Source organism: Sphingomonas hominis (genome assembly GCF_013328205.1).
Classification (GTDB): domain Bacteria; phylum Pseudomonadota; class Alphaproteobacteria; order Sphingomonadales; family Sphingomonadaceae; genus Sphingomonas; species Sphingomonas hominis.
In genome coordinates, this window is record NZ_JABULH010000007.1 from 1 (window position 1) to 17,275 (window position 17,275).

Genomic DNA, 17,275 nt, shown 5'->3' on the forward strand with positions numbered 1-17,275 from the left:
TGGCCAAGATCTGGACTTCAGAGCCAGACCGGTTCATCGTCGACCCGATCCACCAGATGCCGGGACTGAACACCTAGACGGGGGCAGAGACGTGAGGAGGGTGATCGCGTCGTACTTCGCGCACGGCGTTGCCGTGCTGTTCCCGCTTGTATCGGCGGCCTGCAGTGCTCCTGCGATCGAGCAGAACGACGCGGATGCTGCTACGCGCGCTCCACAAGCGACCATGCGCAACGCGATCGACGACGTCGAGGCCGCGGAGGCCGCCGTCGCTGACGCAGCGCCAGCCAACCGAAACTAGCGCGAGCGAAACTCTCGTTGAGGTACGTCTGCTTCACCCCGTTCTGGCCTGTATGACATCGGCCTGATCGGCCCATTGCTGCATCCGATCGCCTCCGACAGCATGTCGTGGGTGGAAGTCAGGCGACCAATGCCAACCTGTTCCGGCCCTCGTGCTTCGCACGGTACAGCGCCGTATCGGTGCGGGCGAGTAACTCGGCCGGCTCGATGCTCGCAGCGAGCGGCGACAGGCCGGCGCTGACCGTCACGCGCACCGGCTCGCCTGCCGCCGAGCGCATTTCCGTCGAGGCCAGCCGCTGCCGAATTCGGTCGCAGACCAGATGTGCCTGTTCGGGCGTCGCACCGCCCAGCAGGATTGCGAATTCCTCACCGCCCAGGCGGACCGCGAGGTCACCATCCCTGATGCTCGCTTGCAGCAACTGGGCAAAGCCTCGCAGAACCTCGTCACCGGTCGCGTGGCCGTGCTGGTCGTTAACGCGCTTGAAGTGATCGAGGTCGAACAGCGCAAGGCAGCCGACCGCGCTGCCGCTGCCGACCGCCGCGAGCCGGTCGGCGAGCGCCACGTCGAACGCTCGACGATTGCCGAGCCCGGTCAGCGGATCGGTGATCGCCTGTAGCGTCAGCGCTTCGGTCGCCTTCCTGCGTTCGTTGATTTCGCGGACGATGCTCACGGTTCCCGTGACGCGGCCATCATCGCCGATGGTGGCTCTCATGTGACTTTCGACCCAGGAGACGCTCCCGTCCTTGCGAACCACGCGGTACTCCGCGACCGCGCGCTGATCCTCCGCGGCCAAGGCCCGGGTGCGCGTCTCGATCACCATCGGCAGATCGTCGACATGAACCAGATCGAGCGCCGACCGCCCGTTCAGTTCCTCTGCCGTATAGCCCGATGCCTGAATGACCGACGGCGAGGCATAGCGGATCGTGCCGTCGACGCCGAGGCGCATGACGATGTCGCCGGTCCGGTCGAGCACGAGCCGATGCAGCGTCTCGGCAGCCTTCAGACGCTCGGTCAGCCGCCTGCGCGCCTTGAGCTCGGCGGCGATGGGCAGCAGGATCAGGACCACGGTCGCGAAATAGACCTGCAGAACCTGCAGTTTGACCCCCATCGCGCCGGCGAGAAGCGTCGTCGGCCCGAGACCCGCAAGCGAGCAGCCCATGCCGATGCTCATCAGCAGGACGACAGAAGCGACCGCGCCGAAGCGACCGAGCCGGAACGTCGCCGCGATCATCGGCAGGAGGGGGAGCATGACGAGTGGGATATCGTTCTGGCCGAACGTAACGGCGCAGGCGCCGGCAACTGCGCCAAGTAGCCCGACTGCCTCGAACGCGTCGTGGCGCGACGCAGTGCTGCGCCAGCGGCTGAGGTTGCCACGGAACATCAGCACCAGGGGAGGGGCGAGCGCAATGAGCCCGAGCGCGTGACCGGCGTACCAGTCGAGTGCAGCGGTCCGAAGCGGAATGCCGCTCGCGTAGTGGGCAAGCCAACCACCCAGGACCGCACCTGTCGCTGGGATCAGCGCGCCGGCGATCGCAAGGAAGCGCGAGACTTCGCCGATCGACTGAAAGCGCCCGATCCGCCGGCAAACGCGCTTCAGCAACCAGGCTGCGGCAAATGCCTCGCCGACCGATATGCAGGCGAGGGGGACGGCAACGCCGCGACCAAAGCCGAACATCGCGGCGGCGAGAACGCCGGCAGGCAGGCAGCTGAGGACAAGAAGGGACCATCGATGGCGCGGCGAGGCCACCAGTTTGGCAAACAGCACAGCGCCTGCGGGCCAGACGATGGCAACGCCGCCCCCGAAGCGGGTCAGCTGCAGCGTCAGCGCGGCACATGCGAAATAGGCGAAGGCGAGGCCAAAGACTTCGATAGCGCGCGTCAGGCTGATCGGGGCAGGCGATCTGAACATCCGGATGTGGTAAACAGCGAAGCTTGGCAAAGCCTTACTCCGGTCGCCGCTCGTCGTTTTTCACCCGCGAAAGTGCCGAGTGGACGGCAAGCTGCGCCACATCCGAACAGGGAAGCTATCGTCCACACCGAGCCAGCGCCGCCAGACGATCCCGTGACCCCTCCCGTGTTGAGTAGGCGACGTCCAGTCGGCATGACCGGAACATGCGCCGCAAGCCACCGCCTCGAGTTCTGCAACCTCGCCTGAGTGAGAACGAGAAGCGCGATCTGTCGCCGACATTGCCTTCCATGGACGATCGTGCCGATCTGAGAGCCAGGGCAACGTACGCGGGCTATGCCAAGCACAAGCGCGATCCTTACGCCTGGGGACTGGAGCCCTTCCGCGGTCGCGCACCGGACCGGACCTTCTGCGAGGACAGCGGCTTCGGGATCGCCGATCAGGTTCGTATTCCGCAGCTGCTGCGGCGAGGGATTGACGCCGGGCTGTTCGGAGACCTGATCCGCCAAGGTGATCCAACGATGCTATGGACGCTGGATGACGACGGCTGGATCTACGAGCTGCGGCAGACCATTCCGGGCCGCGCGGTGTACCACGGCTATCCGTTGCTGCCGACCAATGCGCTGGGCCGCAAGGTGATAGCCCGGTTCGAAAGCTGGTATCTGTCACGGCCTCGGGCGCAGCGACAGCCAGTCATCCTCGCCGCGTTGCGAGGCGCCCAGGAGCGGTATAGATAGAGCTGTGAGCTTCGACATCGATCTTGACTGGCCGGCAGGGGGCAGGCGGCAGGGTGTGGCCGACATCCGGATGGCTGTTGGCGGCACGATCTTCACGCGTCTGCTCGACGAGCATGCAGGACATCGTCGCGACTATTTCCGGGCATCGCCGCTCCTGCTCGGCTTCTGGTTCGTCGACAATTTCTGGCGGCTGCGCTGGGAGCCGCTCGACGACCCGCATTTCCCGAGCACCGAGTGGCGGCTGCGCCATGAGCTGAGCGCCGCTTCTGGCGACACCCTCCTCCCGCCCTTCATGATCTACGGAATGGGACCGCGGGTGATGGTGGCGCCGGTTACCGGCGTCGAGGATGACGGCAGCATGATCCGCTACCTGCAGGAACGTCCGCTGACGATGCTGTCGGACGAGTTCGAGACCGGTCTCGAGCGCTTCTTCGAGGCGCTGCTTCGCTGCCATGACCTGCCCGACAGCGCTGTATTCGCCGATCTCGTCGCCCAGCTTGCCCGCGAGCGCGGGGATGACGAGCTCGCCGGATGGCGACGCCTCGAGGCCTGCCTCGGCTACGATCCCGATCAAGCGCCCGACGCGGTCGTCGAGGCGCTCCTCGGGTTCGAGGAGCGGATCGGCGAGGCGGCGGTGGACGAAGCTGCGCTCGCGACCAAGGGACAAGCGGCGCCGGTGGCCTTGGAGGCGGTGCTGGAGGCGGTCGATGCCTCGGACGTCGTCGTCGACTTCGCCTCGGTGCAAGGACAGATCGATCCCACGACGCTGCCCGGTCAAACGCCGTGGCAGGCGGCCGAAGACGCCGCGAACGCGCTACGGGCCACCCTCAATCTCGGCAACACCATTCGCTGGGCCGATCTGGGCGACATCCTCCGGGTCCGGTGGCAGTTGCTCAAGGAAGCGACGGCGACGGCGCGGCATCTGCCGTTCGCCGCCAAGACCCAGGACGACGGTTCTCAGGCGCGACTGGCGCTGGCGATGAAGCCGCTCAATGATCGTCGGTTCGAACTGGCGCGGATGATCGGTGACGAGGTCTGGACAGGCGGTCAGGGCTTCGGGGTGATCAGTCGGTCGCGGACCGACCGGCAGAAGTTCCAGCGTGCGTTCGCACAGGCGCTGCTCTGTCCGATGGAGGCGCTGCGCGACATTGTCGACGTGAACCGTCCGACCCGCGAGCAGATCGTGCGGGCCGCCAGCCGTTTCGGGGTGCGCGACAGCGTGATCGTCACGATCCTGCGCAACCGCGGTTATCTGCCGCGCGAGTCGATGGCCGACTGGCTGGAAGCGGCCTGACTGCCGGCCGAAAGCGCCCGGCGTTTTACATAATCTATGTTATCAATCTTGTACGTTTGTAAGCGCTAAGTACAAATGGCACCATCCTGCTAGATAGAAACGGCACTGCCGGTGCTGTCAGCGGATCGCCGGTGTCATAGCCTTCCTCGGCAACGAGGACGCGCATGGTATGACGGTGCTGACGATGAGTGCTGCAGAGATCACCCGGTTCAACACGCTGATGCGGCTCGACCGCGGCGAGATCCGGATCCCGGACGCGATGGAGCTGCTGGGCCTACAGCGGCGGCAAATCTACCGGCTGCTCGATCGCCTGCGACAGGAAGGCGCTGCGGGTCTCGTGTCGCGCAAACGTGGGCGACCGAGCAATCGGCGCTACAGCGATGCCTTTCGCGCCGAGGTGGTCGCGCTGGTGCGAGAAAACTATGCCGACTTTGGGCCGACGCTCGCGCGCGAGTATCTCGCCGAGCGCCACGGCCTTGGCTTGTCTTGCGAGACGCTCCGGCAGATCATGATGGAAGCCGGGCTTTGGAAGGACCGCGCCGCCAGGCGCCCTCGCCCCTACCAGCCTCGCTACCGGCGCGACTGTCGCGGTGAGCTGGTCCAGGTCGATGGTTCGAAACACTGGTGGTTCGAGGGCCGCGGCCCGCAATGTACGCTGCTGGTGTTCATAGACGATGCCACGAGCGAGCTGATGCACCTCGAGATGGTCGAGAGCGAGAGCACGTTCTCCTACATGCGCGCGACGCGCACGTACCTCGAGCGGCACGGCAAGCCGGTCGCTTTTTACACGGACAAGCACAGTGCGTTCCGCAACAACACGGCCTCGGCGAATGGCGACGGCATGACCCATCTTGGACGCGCGTTGGACCGGCTGAACATCGACTTGATCTGCGCGAACTCGCCGCAAGCGAAGGGGCGCGTCGAGCGGGCCAACGCGACGCTGCAGGACCGGCTCGTCAAGGCGATGCGGCTCCACCGCATCGACACCATGGACCAAGCCAACGCCTTCCTCCCCTCCTATATGGCGCAGCACAACCAACGGTTCGCCAAGGCGCCGTTCGACCCGCGCGATCTGCACCGGCCGCTCGCCATCCACGAGAACCTCGAAGCCGAGATGGTATGGCGCGAGCAGCGCACCGTCACCGGCGCCCTCACCCTCCACTACAACAAGGCGATGTTCATCCTGGAGCCGACCCTGGTCGCACAGGGGCTCGCGCGCAAGAAGGTGGATGTGTGCGAATATCCGGACGGCCGGCTCGAGATCCAGCACGAGGGTGAGACCCTGCCCTATCGCGTCTTCGACAAGATGCGCAGGGTGAACCAAGCGCCGGTGGTCGACAGCAAACACCTGGACGCCGCTCTGGCGCTCGCCCATGCCATCCAGCAGGTCCAGCCGCACCACGCCAAGCGCAACAACCACGAGCCCGCGCGTACCGCTCAGCCCAGCGGGATGTTCAAGGCCCCCTCGCCCGTCCCCCCTGGGCCTAAGCTGGATCGCCGCAAACTGGGCAATCAGCGCCTGAAGCGAGGCCTTCGCCTCTCCAACGACGACCTCGTCGCGCGCGGCCTGGGCGAGTATGTCCGCCAACACATCGGATGACCGAAGGCTGTGCCTGTCGGCGCCTCAAACGCGATGGAGTTTTGAGTGCTTCTAAGCAGACACGCGGTAAAGCCTGCACGGGAGTGCCCTGTGTCCCCTCAGCCTGGGTGGACGCTGGGCGAACCAACATGTATCTTAGGCGTTGGAGGACCAGGATGCGCGTGAATACCAGCACTTCGATGCGTTTGGCCCGCCGGGTCAAAAGCAGGTACGGCACATGGCAGGCCGTGCGACAGGCGTCGCGCGTCGAGAACGGCGTGTACGTCGTGAGCGCTAACGCGGCCACCGATAGCGACAAGCAGGACGGCTCAATTCCCGTCACGGCATAACCGGCTTGGCCTTCAGCTACTCGCTTTTTCTCGTTCTGCTGCTGATCTTCCCGGGCCTGTGCTTCTGGGCTGGCTGGCGTGCCGGCGAACGAACCGACTTCCTGAGCCCGTCGCCGGATCGACCGAACTCCACCCTTACGCTGTTCATGGTGGTCTTCGGCACCATTGTAGGACATCTGCTAGGAACGGGCTTCTTCGCTCTGCAAACGGCCTGGTGTCAGACAACCGGCTTCTGTGTCGGTGTCGGCTTCGACCCCAACATATACCGCGCCTTGTTGCGGGGTGCTTCCGATGCTCGAGGCGCGACAGACTTTGCATTGGAAGCATGGCTATTGGCGATGCTCCTCATCGGCGTGGTGACAGGCGTCGTCGCCCAGTGGCTCGTGCAGCGCGACGCCGTGAGTGGCAAGACGGACCCCATCGCGTTCGGATGGCTCAACCCCGCCGTGCAGGCGGTCAAAAAAGGCGACTCCTTCGTCGTCGCCTATGTGCTTACCAAGACCAGCCACGACGGCTTCATCGTGGCTTATGAGGGCACGGTTCAGCAGCTCGCGCTCGACGAAGACCAGTCGATCAAGCTGGTCATCCTCAACGACGTCGACCGTTTCCTGGTCAAAATTTCTGAGAGCGGCCTAGACCGGGTCGACACAAGCTCGACGCCGATCACCCAATTGCAGGTGACAGCGGCCGAGATTGCAAATGTGGCACTGGAGGTCGTGCAGGCGCCAGCTGCGGATGTTGAGGCCGTCGCACAAGAGGACGCGGCTGAACGGAGCTGACCAGCTTCACGGTCAGCCGAACCGCGCTGGCCAAACCCGTCTCGAAAAGGATGGTGAAGAGAGAATGTAGTCGGCTTCTCAAAACCTATGTCTAAGGGTGCTGGTGATATCCGAACGACTGTTGGTCACTTCGGCGCGAGCGCGAAATCGACCCGCGCCGCGACCACGCCGTTGTTCGTGCCGGCCATGACGGGCGGGGCGGCGCTCTGCATCGCGACCACGGGCGGCGGTGCTACGGGCATCGCCGTCATATCGCCGGCCTGCGGTAATTCGCCGCCAGTGCCGCCATCCCGGATCGAAAGCACCCGCACGATATGCAGCCCGGCCGCGGCGGCATATGCGTCCGCTTTCGCGCGTGCGGTTTTGTAGGCATTTCCGTAGCCGGTGAGGTTCGCCTTTTCCGGATCGGCGACCGAAAGGTCGGGGCCGGACACGATGTTGGCACCGGCGTCAGTGACGGCGGCGATCGCCGCGCCTACTGCGCCGGTGTCGCGCATCCGAACGGTGACGCTGTTGGCGACCTCGTACTGTCCCTTGTTCGCGCCCCAAGTGATGCGGTTCACCGACAGATTGCGAGTTTGGATATCCCGTTGGGCGACGCCTAACTTTGCCAGTGCCTGCGTGATCGCGGTCATGGTGCGAGCGTTCCGTTCGGACGCGCCGCGGGCATCCGCGGCGATGCTCGACAAGCCGGCGGTGAACAGCGCTTGGTCAGGCGTCGCCTCGGTGCGGCCGGTGCCCGTCACCGACAACAGCGTCTCGCCCGGCTGAAGGCCGATCGGATCGGGGGTGGCGTTGCAAGCGCCGAGACCAGCGCATAGCGGCGCGACCCAGATCAGACTCCTCATCCGCGTTCTTCCTTCTCGTTCTCTACCTGGAAGACACGTCTATCGATACGGTCGAGGTTTTCCCATTGGGATGCTAATTTTGGGACAACGAAAGGTCAGCCCAGGATAGGTGTTCCTATAACTACGCCATCCTCAAGCTGAAGCTTTTGCCACTGCCGCTCTCGCGCATAGTGGTACAAGGCAGAGTAGAGCCGCCAGCATCCAGAAAGCGGCCGTTAGGCCGGTATGCCCCGCGACGAAACCGATCGCAGCCGGACCTGCCAGGATGCCGGCGTAGCCAACCGTCGTAATCGAGGCGACGGCAAGCTCAGGCGGCATCGCGTTCTGTGCGCCAGCCTGGCGAAACAATACCGGCACCGTGTTCGATGCACCAAGTCCGATCAACATCAGACCCAACATGGCGACCACGGCAACCGGTGCGAGCAGCATGATCCCGTAGCCCATGAGCGCCAGCAAGCCGCCCCAAAACATGGTCTGACGATCACCAATTCGAGCCACCACCCGATCGCCGGTGAGCCGCCCTGCGGTCATCGCAATAGCGAAGACACTATATCCAAGGCCCGCTTGATCGGGTGCCAGCAATCCCTTGCCGGCAAGGAGCAGCGCACCCCAGTCGAGAATAGCCCCCTCCGTCAGGAAGGTAATCGCGGCGAGTAGCGCCAGGAGAACCACAATACCGCGCGGCACGACGAAAAGCGGCGCTTGTTCGGCACGCGGCGTAACGATGAACCGTGATGCGGCAACTGCCAGTGCGGCAAGCATCAGTGCGGTCGCAACGAGTGTTCCGGCGAGCGCGCTTAGGCGCGCAGATACATCGTCCGCGACGCGCACAGCTGGACATGCGCGACCTTCACGCGCATCGGCTTGCCCGAGATCTCGACGTCCTCGTGGCTCCAGTCGAACTGGTAAGCCTCGCCCGGCCGGAATAGCAGCGGGATGAACGCCGGCGCATTCATTACGTCGCGACGCCGCGCCTGCCGCCAGCGCGCCGCATAACGGCGCACCGCATCATACGAGCCGTCGAACCCCTCGCGTAGCAGCAGGTCGTGGATACGGGTGAGGCGCAGCTTCTCCCGCCGCGGCCGTGCCTCATCTTCCTCCAGCAACGCGTCCAGTCGCGATTGAAACGGCCCCAGCTTAGGCAGCGGCTGTACCTCCCGCCGATACCCCATGTCCGCCTCCGGCGCCCGGATCGCCTTACGCACCACCTTGCGCGACAGGTGCAGGTCCCGCGCTATCGCCTTGATGGCCTTCCCAGACGCGTGCTCGCGCCGGATCCTCAACACCGTCTCCAATACCAGCATCCCGATCTCGCCGCCTGACACACCGCCAAGCGAGCAGCCTAGACCACCGGGATGAGGGGTCCTTTTTCGACGCCGATCACCCCGCTACCGGGGTCCTTTTTCCACGCCGATCCACACCCGAAATTTCGCTCGAAATGCGGTTGCCCATCACCGGCCACCGCTCTTTGCCCAGCCGCAGACTACCGACTGGCAGGTGAACGGACGACCGCTTTCGGGAGCGCTATTACCGCGATTGAACCACCGAAATTGGGTCGTTATAGCCTGGATCGCCGGTGAATATCTCAGCCTTGATGGTGTCACATTTTGAGCAGTGCGCCTCTCCCGAGGCATGAGGCTCGTGACGCCAGCGTGTCACGAACGCTGCATCATGCGCTCAACGATCCTAGACTGTTTGGTTGATAAAAAAAGCACGTGCAATCTCGTGTGCGGCGATGTTGGCTAACTTGGCCGAACAAAGCGGGCATATGCGATCCAGCCGTAGAAAACGGTGAGCCCGAAGAGGTTCACCACTTCGCCTGATAATTGCCGAAGGCTTCCACCCATCTGGTTGACCCCCACCATCAGATGTATCCCCGGGGTCGTGGGAAGCATCCGTGACGCTGCGACGAGCCATCCCGGCGTTGCCTCCGAGGGCCATGACAAGCCGGAGAGGAAGAAGATTGGCAGGGATGTCACGATCCAGAGCTGGATCGGCCGCTCGCGAGTCTTGAAGAAGCTGGCAAGCGCCATTGCCCCGGCGACGGTTGCCGCGACGAACGCGATTGCTGCGACGATGAGGGTGAGAGGGGCCGCCTGAGCACGTGGGTAGTCCTGAAACCAGAAAACGAAGCCAGTGTAGTAGGCCACGTCGAGGAGACCAATTGATACGAATGCCAGTGCGATGCCGAAGAACTCCCTGCGAGTGAAGCGTCGGCGGCCCTGCCGTTCCCTCATCGTCCCGGCAAGCAGAGCGAGACCCATCAGCAGCGTCTGATGAATGATCAGGAACGCGACGCCCGGAACGACCGTGCTTCCATAGCCTTCGCGCGTGTTGAAGAGCGGTCGTTGCACGAGCGACAAGGCCGGTGGCGCCGTCGCGCCGGCGGCCATCGCCTGATCCATCCCTGCCTCGCGACCGACCGCCGAAATGGCAGCGGCGATGCTGCCGAGCGAGGTGCTGCTACGAAGAAGATAGGCACCATTGCCATACAGCGCGATCGTGCCTTGGCCACCACGCAGGATGTTCCGCTCGTAGCCGTCCGGGATGACGATCACCGCGTCCGCGTGGCGAGATTGCACCCATCCGTAAGCCTCTCGAGGAGACGATAGGGAGGCGATGAGCTCGGCCTGCTGAAGGGCCGGGAGCTTCATCAGGAGCGAGCGGCTCGAACCGGTATGGTCGAGATCGACAACGACGATGGGCAGTCGCCTCGGCACCTCGCCGGAATAAGCGGCCGGGTAGAAGAACGAATAGATGATGGCCGATCCGATCAGCAGCAGGAGCGCGGATCGGTCCGAGAGGATGGCACGGAACGTGCCGAGGAAGGCGTTGCGTATCACCGGCGGCCCCAGGTTTCCGGCTGCTTCGCCGCGGCAAGGTAGCGCGGCAGTCCGACGGCAAGACCGACGATCACGAATGGTAGCATGACGATGATCTGTCGCAGTGACACTGATGCCGCCGAACCCATGATCCACTGCTCCGAAAGCAGCTTGGCAAAGGAAGAATAAGGAAGCAGCGCGCTCCATACCCGAGCAAAGCCGGAGGCGGACTCGACCGGGAATACCGCCCCGGCGAACGCGAAGGAGGCTCCCGCGTAGAGGCCAGCCGCCGAAAGCGCGCTGCTCATCGTTAGAGTAAGACCGACGAATAGAAGCCCGACACCGACATATGCCATGTACATCACCGCATAGCCGGCGCCGATCAGCAGCGGGCTGCCCGCGATCGGCCAGCCTCGCAGACCAGCCAGATAGGCGATCGCTGCGATCCCCCAGCCCATGAAGATGAGGACGTAGAGCAGCAATTTGCCGCAAACGGCCCAGGCCGCCTCGCGTCGCGAGCAGTCTGCAAGCCAGTCCCCGATCGTTCCGTCGCGAAGCTCCCGCCCGAGCGCGCCGGTGATCGCCACCATGAAGATCAGATGCAGCAATGCGGGATGAAGCAGCGCCACCAGCTGAATTTCGTAGCTGCCCTGCGGATTGAAGAGAACGGTCGAGCGTACCGCGATGGGTGGCCTGCGAACCCTCCCAGGCCCCAGCACGGCCGCGCTCTGCTGCGACGCAAGCGAGCTGGCATAGCCTTGCACGACGCTGCCGACTTCGCGGATGACGGACCCGGCCGGTGTCGAGTAGCTGGCATTGTAGAGCGCAATGACCTTAGCCGTGCCGCCGCGGAGTACCTCTCTGCTTGTGTCCCGATCGATGAGGACAATTGCATAGGCCTGTCGGGCGCGCACGGCGTTTTCCGCCATCGACAGGTCGGGTGCTATTTCGAGAACGGCCAAGCCGGGCGCCGCATCGAGACGGCGGGTCAACTCGCGGGCGATGCCGCCGCCGTCGCGATCGACCACGACGATTGGGAGGTCGCGCATGGCCCCGGCCGACATCTGGATGGCGACCGTGGCGAGAAGGATCAACGGGATCCATGTCACGAGCGACAGGTCCCAGAAGCTCTTTCGCAGGAAGCCGGCCTCCCGCCGAAAGCCGCCGACCAGCGCGGGCGGGATCATTGCGGCCAGTCGAACAGGACCGTCATACCGGGACGCAGCCCGTCGATGGGACGGGATGGCAGGGCGCGGACCTCGAAGCTCTTGACGTCGAACCCGCTGGACTGGCGGGTCGCGCGCCAGGTCGCGAACTCGCCCGCCGGCGCCAGGTACGACACGCGGAACGTCACCCGCCTGTTCGCAAGCGCAGGTATCGTTCCGACGATCTGCCGGCCTCGTGCGAGCCCGTCGAGCTGATCCTCGCGGACGTTCAGCGTGACCCAAGCGTTTTCGACGTCGGTCAGCATGAAGACCGGAAAGCCCTGCGGCACGAGTTCGCCTGGTTGAGCCATCCGTTTCCCGACTTCCCCAGCAGATGGCGCGACCACGCGCGTCTCGGCGGCGGCGGCCTGCACCTCGGCCACCGCGCCGCGCGCCTGCTGGACCTGACCGCCAGCGGCGGCCTTGTCCTGAGGGCGGGCTCCCGCCAGGGCCTGATCGTATTGCGCCCTCGCTGCCTTCGCAGCCTCCGTCGAAGCGATGGCGTTCGTCCGCGCCTCGTCCGCCTTCTGACCGGCGACGACGCCCTGGGCGAACAAGCGTTGCGTGCGGTTGCTGGTATCCTGCGCCAGATTCGCTGCCGCCTGTGCACGCCGCCATTGCGCCTCGGCCGCCCGGATGTCCTCGCTGCGCGCGCCGGCCTCGGCCTTGTCCTGCGTTGCCTGCGCGGCCTCCAGCGCCCCGCCGGCCTGCTGCTGCTTGGCGGCGACTTCGGGGCTGGAGATCGTGTAGAGTAGCTGCCCTTGCCGGACGGGCTGTCCTTCCTCCACGCCGAACGATGCGATCCGTCCCGTGACCTTGCTCGTGACGCGGATCTCGCGCGCGTCTACCATGCCTTGCAGCTGACCAGGCACGGGACGGTAGCTGAGCCAGAGTCCGACGCCCAGCAGGGCAGCGACCACGAGAGCGACAACGACCAGTTTGCCGCGGGGTGGCCTTGTCGTCCCCCCGCCGTCGTGCATTTCGTTTTCAGTTGCGGCGTTCATGGAATTACCTTGTCGGCTTTGGCGACGTATGCGGCCATCTCATCCATTTGCCCGCTGACGTTCAGAAGCTGGGCAAGTGCCTGTACATATTCGTTGGCCGCCTGCGCGCGCTGGATGCGCGATCGCCCCAGCGAAAGCTGCGCGTCGATGACGTCCAGCGATGTCGCCTGCTGTTCCCGATAGGATAGGGTCTGAAGCCGCAGATTCTCGATAGATGAAGCGAGGGAGGTATCGAGAAGCAGATACCGCTTTCGCGCCGCCTCGACGTCGTTCCACGCCTTCGTCACACCGATCTCGATCTGCGTGCGGCCTTCGCGCAGACCGGCGCGCGCCTGTTCCGCCGTCGCCCGTGCCGCATCGACCGCCTGTCGGCGCCCAAGACCCCCGGCGAGCTTATAGCGCAAGCCAACACCCACTGCCCAATCCGGGTCCGTGAGGAGGGTGTCGCGCCGGTCGAAATTATACTGGCCGAAGCCGTAGACGGTCGGGCGCTGCTTCGCCTGCTGGATCAGGACGCCGGCCTTCGCCTGGTCCTCCAGCGACGACAGCCGCTCGAGTTGAGGATGTGAGGCTAGGGCCGCGGCCTTGAACGTGTCGAGCGGCGGCAGTGGACGCGAGATGACGAAGAGCGGCGTTGACGGCCTCACTCCTGCGGGTTCGCGCAGCAGCCCCGCAAGCGCCGCATTCGCCGTCTGGAGGTCAGCGATCGCCTTCTCATATTCCGCCCGTGCGTCGTCGCGTGCCACCTCTGCCTGAAGGCGTTGCGCCCGGCTGATGAAGCGCGCTTCCTCGAGCTTGACGGCGTCTGCGACGTGACGGTCGAGCCCATCGAGCACGTCGCGGCGCACGCCCAGCGCTCGCTCGGCTAGCTGCTGGCCGAAATAGGCCCGCACCAATTGCACGAGCTGATCGTTGGCGGTGATGGCCCGGTCGGCCTGCGCCTGCGCCACCTGTGCCCGCGCACCAGCCTGCGTCCCCGAAATCTGCCCTCCGGTGTAGATCGGGAGGGTCGTCGAAGCGATGGGGCGCGTACTTTGCCTTCTAACTTGAAACCGCAGCGGGTCAGGGATGCCGAAGCCCTCGGCGACCGGCGCGAGCGAACCGAGCGGCAGATAGAGCGTCTTCTGATAGTCCAGCAGTTGCGCCTCGAGGTCGACGTCCGGCCTGCGCAATGTGCGCGTGGCTCCCTCTTGCGCCTCCTTGCTGCGCACGTTCGCGTCCGAGGCCGCGATCGCGTCGGAACGGTCCAGCAGCTGCTCCTGCGCACGGGCGTATGTCAGGACGGCGGGGCTTGAGGGGCCGATGTTCTGGGCCGATGCGGCATGCGCCGTCGCGACCGCGGCGCCGATGATGGCGATAGACCGAAGGCTCATCATCGACGTTGGCCCGCTTTGCTGTGAGGCGACAAGCCGTCTGCGGCCTCGATGCCGCAGCCATGTACGAGGGGACGAGGTCTGGGCGTCGCCGCCATGATCACGTTCACGACTGCGACCCCGGTCGTCGAAATTCGCAAGAGACGATGCTCGCCCCCCTTCGGAGGGTCAGCTCGCGGGCCGCACGTCGTTTCGCGAATGATCTTGGCAATCCCAAAGCATGGTCCAGCTCGTCGCCGATCAACGACGCACTCAGCGCGCCCGAAACGATGCCCTTGACGAGGGCCGGCAGCTCGTGGTCGGCGACTGTCGAGCCCCCCGTCGTGTCGCCCGCCAACTCGCTTGGTAGGCGGGAGAATCGGCTGAAGAGGGGTTCCAGCATCTGACGATCGGTCGCGGCAAGCCAGCCGATCAGCCGGCCCACGCCGGTCTGTGCGAACGTGTCGAAGACGAGGTCGACGAGGCCGGCTTCATCGATGTCGCCTGCCCTCAAGGCTCGGACACCGCGCCGGACGTCCTCCAGAAGCTGGCCGATGACGTCGTCCGCGACGGCTGCCTGCAGGTTGGCCGCGGTGCCGAAATGATGGGTGATGCTTCCGTGCGCCATGCCTAATGCCCCGGCCACGCTCTGAAGCGTGATCGCTGCCGGCCCGAAACGCTCAAGGATATCGCGGGCAGCGCCGACCGCTTCGCTGCGAAGCTCGTCCGGATGACGCCGGCGGCGACGGGGAGGCTCTATTGTCATTGATGACAATATAAGTTAATGCCGTGTCGGCGTCAATGACGATCAGCGGAGACGACGCGGATGCCTAACGATAGCGCCGGCCATACCTGCGCCTTCGATGTGATCGCCTCCGACATCGATCACATGGGCCACGTCAACAATACGGTCTATTTAGGCTGGATTCAGGAGGCGGTGATCTCCTTTTGGCACCGGATCGCGCCCGGCGATGCGCTGGAGTCGGTTGCCCGGGTCGCGATAAAGCATGAGATCACCTATCGCTGCCCCGCCTTCCTAGATCAGCGCGTTGACTGTCAATCGGCGTCCAAAAGGGACCCCCTACCGGCGTCCAAAAGGGACCCCCTTCGTCGAGCAGCGTACCGGGGATGACGGGCGCACTGTTCGCGCTGGTTGCGGCGTAGGGCGGGCGTAGCCCGACGGGAGGCGCAACCAGCGCGAAGCGTTCTCTGCCGGTGTCCCAGGCGTCAGCTTCGATGTTTGAAGCGCCAGCTGTCGTTGCCGGTTTCGACGATGTCGCAATGGTGGGTAATTCGGTCGAGCAGCGCGGTGGTCATCTTGGGGTCGCCGAAGACGGTGGGCCACTCACCAAAGGCCAGGTTCGTCGTGACGATGACTGAAGTCTGTTCGTAGAGCTTGCTGACGAGGTGGAAGAGCAGCTGACCGCCCGAGCGGGCAAACGGCAGGTAGCCAAGCTCGTCGAGCACCACGAGGTCGAGGCGCGAGAGCTGGGCCGCCAGCGTGCCGGCCTTCCCAAGGCGGGTTTCCTCCTCGAGCCGGTTCACCAGATCAACCGTGTGGAAATAGCGCCCGCGGGCGCCGGCCCGTACCACATTGGCGGTGATGGTGGTGGCGAGGTGCGTCTTGCCGGTGCCCGTCCCACCGACCAGCACGACGTTGCGCCGGCCCGGAAGAAACGAGCCGCTGTACAGCGAGCGTACCGCGTGCCGCTCTACACGGGCGGTGCGATCCCGGCGATCCAGGCGGGTGCGGACGGCGCGGTCGAGGTGGCCCGCGCCAGGCAGGCGGGTGGTCGCGACCTGTCTCGCGTCAGGTTGGTCCGCACCTATTTCGGTCAGCAGGTTGCCGCCCAGCTGACCCGGTCGACGCGCGAGACGCTCGCAGGGTTCGATCGGCATCTGTCGGATGCCGTGAAGCTCGAGCAGAACGGGGTCATTCCCCATGCGCGCGTCCTCCAGGTTCAGGTCGCCCGCGACGCCGCCGAACGCGCCTTCATTCGCGCGCAACTCGAGGAAGCGACTGCTGCCGACGCACTGTCGGGTTGCTGGACCGACCCGCCGGCGTCGGCGCATCGACGCCGCTGTTCGTCAATTCGCAGCCGCTGCCTCCCGTCGGCACATTCCTGGAGGGCATAGACGCGACGCCCCGGGCCCGCGGCGCCGACGCAGCGCGTGACATCGCCAGCGCGGGGGTCGGCCTGGCGAAATCGCGCTACCGCCCGCAAGCCTTCGCGTTCGGCAGCTACAACGCCAATCGCGACAATGCGCTGCCCACGGACACGCGAAACCGCGACCGCTCTGTCGGCGAGCGCCGTCTATGCCGGTTCGGCGCTTGCCTATTCGGGCGCGACGTTACCGCTGAACGGCGCCAACGCCTTTGCCCACATCTGGAGCAACGTGCTGCCGCTGAACCCAACTCAGTCGCGGCGGGCTGCCCGTCGCGGTCACCACCGAACCGTTGTTCAATCGGACGGGTGGTTACAAGGGCTATGTCTTTCCGGCCGTAGCGGTGATCATCGTTCAGCAGACGCTGCTCTTCGGCGCCGCTACCTTCATGGGCGGACGACGCCGCTCCGGCGCATGGCGGATGGGTGTCGCGGAGTTCTGGGGAACGCTGGCGGCGTTCACGTCGGTAGGCATCCTGGGATGCTATTTCCTGTTCGGGTTCATCTTCTGGCTCCAGGCTGTGCCCGTCGATGGCGACATTACCGGCATGATGGTGATGGTCCCTGTCTTCGCCACGGCGGTTGCTGCCCTAGGGCTGCTCATCGGCAGCGTGTTCGATTGCGCCGAGCGGGCAACCTACATCCTGGCACCGACCTCGGTGCCGTTCTTCTTCCTCACCGGGACCGCCTATCCGCTCGATCAAATGCCGGGCTTCGTCGCCGCCCTCTCTCACTTGATCCCGGCCACCGCCGGCGTCCACACGTTCGTCCCGTTGAACCAGATGCATGCGCGCCTGGCCACGAGACTTCGTGTCGCTGATCGCTGCCACCTGCATCGATAGTTGCCTCACGTAGAGACCTGGTCGAGTCGACAAGAAAGGGAACCATTCGGTTTCCCTAGGTGTTGTTGGTGGGTAATTGCCGGGAAATGGCTGG

16 protein-coding genes and 2 pseudogenes are annotated in these 17,275 nt (G+C 65.0%); 8 read left to right on the forward strand and 10 right to left on the reverse strand.

The features are described 5' to 3' along the window. Positions 1–298, forward strand: a 298-nt coding sequence (locus HRV97_RS17295; RefSeq protein ID WP_223176884.1) for a hypothetical protein, incomplete at its 5' end; no start/stop codon positions are given. A gap of 118 nt (positions 299–416) precedes the next feature. On the opposite strand, the gene HRV97_RS14445 is transcribed toward HRV97_RS17295, so the two are convergent. Further along, on the reverse strand, positions 417–2,237 hold the full coding sequence (locus HRV97_RS14445; protein WP_246248765.1) for a sensor domain-containing diguanylate cyclase: 1,821 nt from the start codon (positions 2,235–2,237) through the stop codon (positions 417–419). A gap of 173 nt (positions 2,238–2,410) precedes the next feature. On the opposite strand from HRV97_RS14445, the gene HRV97_RS14450 reads away from it, so the two are divergent. From HRV97_RS14450 to HRV97_RS14470, 5 genes are all read left to right on the forward strand, one after another. Continuing rightward, positions 2,411–2,941, forward strand: coding sequence for a hypothetical protein (locus HRV97_RS14450; RefSeq protein ID WP_174194996.1), 531 nt, complete (start codon positions 2,411–2,413; stop codon positions 2,939–2,941). 4 nt (positions 2,942–2,945) lie between these two features. Continuing rightward, complete coding sequence (locus HRV97_RS14455) at positions 2,946–4,235, forward strand: hypothetical protein (RefSeq protein WP_174194997.1); 1,290 nt, start codon at positions 2,946–2,948, stop codon at positions 4,233–4,235. Positions 4,236–4,404: 169 nt separating this feature from the next. Next, the gene (locus HRV97_RS14460; RefSeq protein WP_174194998.1) at positions 4,405–5,835 is read left to right on the forward strand and encodes an ISNCY family transposase; all 1,431 of its coding nucleotides are present in this window, start codon (positions 4,405–4,407) and stop codon (positions 5,833–5,835) included. A gap of 155 nt (positions 5,836–5,990) precedes the next feature. After that, on the forward strand, positions 5,991–6,164 hold the full coding sequence (locus tag HRV97_RS14465; RefSeq protein ID WP_156361063.1) for a hypothetical protein: 174 nt from the start codon (positions 5,991–5,993) through the stop codon (positions 6,162–6,164). 5 nt (positions 6,165–6,169) lie between these two features. Beyond that, positions 6,170–6,943 carry a hypothetical protein gene (locus tag HRV97_RS14470; protein ID WP_056433022.1) on the forward strand — a complete coding sequence of 258 codons (774 nt, stop codon included), beginning with the start codon at positions 6,170–6,172 and terminating at the stop codon, positions 6,941–6,943. A 125-nt stretch (positions 6,944–7,068) separates the two neighbouring features. On the opposite strand, the gene HRV97_RS14475 is transcribed toward HRV97_RS14470, so the two are convergent. From HRV97_RS14475 to HRV97_RS14510, 8 genes and pseudogenes are all read right to left on the reverse strand, one after another. Continuing rightward, positions 7,069–7,689, reverse strand: coding sequence for an SIMPL domain-containing protein (locus HRV97_RS14475; protein WP_343044527.1), 621 nt, complete (start codon positions 7,687–7,689; stop codon positions 7,069–7,071). A 234-nt stretch (positions 7,690–7,923) separates the two neighbouring features. Then, on the reverse strand, positions 7,924–8,553 hold the full coding sequence (locus HRV97_RS14480) for an MFS transporter (RefSeq protein WP_056433076.1): 630 nt from the start codon (positions 8,551–8,553) through the stop codon (positions 7,924–7,926). 38 nt (positions 8,554–8,591) lie between these two features. Beyond that, a pseudogene (locus HRV97_RS14485) lies at positions 8,592–9,095 on the reverse strand (IS21 family transposase); the annotation flags it as partial. Positions 9,096–9,533: 438 nt separating this feature from the next. Beyond that, positions 9,534–10,634, reverse strand: coding sequence for an ABC transporter permease (locus tag HRV97_RS14490; RefSeq protein WP_056433079.1), 1,101 nt, complete (start codon positions 10,632–10,634; stop codon positions 9,534–9,536). Then, positions 10,631–11,800, reverse strand: coding sequence for an ABC transporter permease (locus HRV97_RS14495; protein ID WP_223176885.1), 1,170 nt, complete (start codon positions 11,798–11,800; stop codon positions 10,631–10,633). Before HRV97_RS14495 ends, HRV97_RS14490 begins: the two co-directional genes overlap by 4 nt. Further along, entirely contained in the window at positions 11,797–12,822 is a 1,026-nt protein-coding gene (locus HRV97_RS14500; protein ID WP_232834232.1) for an HlyD family secretion protein, read from the reverse strand. Before HRV97_RS14500 ends, HRV97_RS14495 begins: the two co-directional genes overlap by 4 nt. Continuing rightward, positions 12,819–14,198: a TolC family protein gene (locus tag HRV97_RS14505; protein ID WP_232834233.1), complete on the reverse strand. Its 1,380-nt coding sequence runs from the start codon at positions 14,196–14,198 to the stop codon at positions 12,819–12,821. The genes HRV97_RS14500 and HRV97_RS14505 overlap by 4 nt, the downstream gene beginning before the upstream one ends. 103 nt (positions 14,199–14,301) lie before the next feature. Continuing rightward, positions 14,302–14,940 (reverse strand): TetR/AcrR family transcriptional regulator, encoded by a 639-nt coding sequence (locus HRV97_RS14510; RefSeq protein ID WP_174195000.1) that lies wholly within the window; start codon positions 14,938–14,940, stop codon positions 14,302–14,304. A 60-nt stretch (positions 14,941–15,000) separates the two neighbouring features. Here HRV97_RS14510 and HRV97_RS14515 point away from each other — a divergent pair, with 60 nt between their 5' ends. Further along, positions 15,001–15,306: an acyl-CoA thioesterase gene (locus HRV97_RS14515; RefSeq protein WP_174195001.1), complete on the forward strand. Its 306-nt coding sequence runs from the start codon at positions 15,001–15,003 to the stop codon at positions 15,304–15,306. A gap of 95 nt (positions 15,307–15,401) precedes the next feature. Here the strand turns inward: HRV97_RS14515 and istB are convergent. Beyond that, positions 15,402–15,875, reverse strand: a pseudogene (gene istB / locus HRV97_RS14520) (IS21-like element helper ATPase IstB); the annotation flags it as partial. Between the two features lie 730 nt (positions 15,876–16,605). Between istB and HRV97_RS14530 the strand changes: the two are divergent. Beyond that, positions 16,606–17,181 (forward strand): ABC transporter permease, encoded by a 576-nt coding sequence (locus HRV97_RS14530; RefSeq protein WP_082745958.1) that lies wholly within the window; start codon positions 16,606–16,608, stop codon positions 17,179–17,181. The last annotated feature ends 94 nt before the right edge of the window (positions 17,182–17,275 follow it).